The sequence below is a fragment of the Cognatundibacterium luofuense genome (genome assembly GCF_018139685.1).
Taxonomy (GTDB): domain Bacteria; phylum Pseudomonadota; class Gammaproteobacteria; order Burkholderiales; family Burkholderiaceae_D; genus Undibacterium; species Undibacterium luofuense.
Window position 1 is genome coordinate 1 of the sequence record NZ_JAGSPN010000046.1, and the last position, 782, is coordinate 782.

Annotated in this window: 1 protein-coding gene and 1 other annotated feature; the gene reads right to left on the bottom strand. The window is 56.1% G+C overall.

Annotated features, from left to right (window positions below):
• A partial coding sequence (locus KDM89_RS19195; protein ID WP_212689521.1) for an IS3 family transposase occupies nt 1-782 on the bottom strand: 782 nt, incomplete at both ends.
• Nucleotides 711-782, bottom strand: a sequence feature (AL1L pseudoknot). This feature is flagged as partial in the annotation. Its footprint overlaps the gene before it by 72 nt.

The window sequence follows — 782 nt, forward strand, 5'->3', positions numbered from 1 at the left end:
GTCGCCAGCTCCACTGCTTCCCGCGTCTTCCACGGCCCGCGCTTTTTGATCAGTTCCGTCTTGTATAAACCATTGATGATCTCCGCTAAAGCATTGTCATAGCTGTCTCCGCGACTCTCGACTGATGGCTCAATACCGGCCTCTGCCAGTCTTTCGCTGTAGCGGATCGATACATACTGGGAACCGCGATCACTGTGATGAATCAATCCTTTCCCGTGTGCCGGTCGCCGTGCATACAGCGCCTGCTCAAGTGCGTCCAGCACAAATTCCGTATGCATCGAGCTGCTCACCCGCCAGCCAACAATCCGGCGCGCAAATACGTCCGTCACGAAAGCGACATAGATCATCCCCTGCCAGGTCGGTACATACGTAAAATCGCTGACCCACAACTGATCTGGCCGGTCAGCACGGAACTGACGATTCACACGGTCCAGCGGACATGGCGCGGCGGAATTGCTGATGGTTGTACGCACCACCTTACCCTGTATTGCTCCCCGCAGGCCTGCACGTCGCATCAGACGTTCCACTGTACAGCGCGCCACCTGAATCTGCTCGCGTTTCAGCTGACGCCAGACTTTCTCCGCACCATAGACCTGAATATTTGCATGCCATATCCGGTGAATATGTGCGCTTAACTGTTTGTCGCTGTGAGCACGTGCACAACGCAATGCCGGATTTCTGGCTTGTGCCGCAGTGCGCCAGTACCGCGGCGGGGCGACTTGCAATGCTTTGCAAATCGGCTCGGCCCCGTACATTGCACGGTGCTGATCAATAAATGCGCT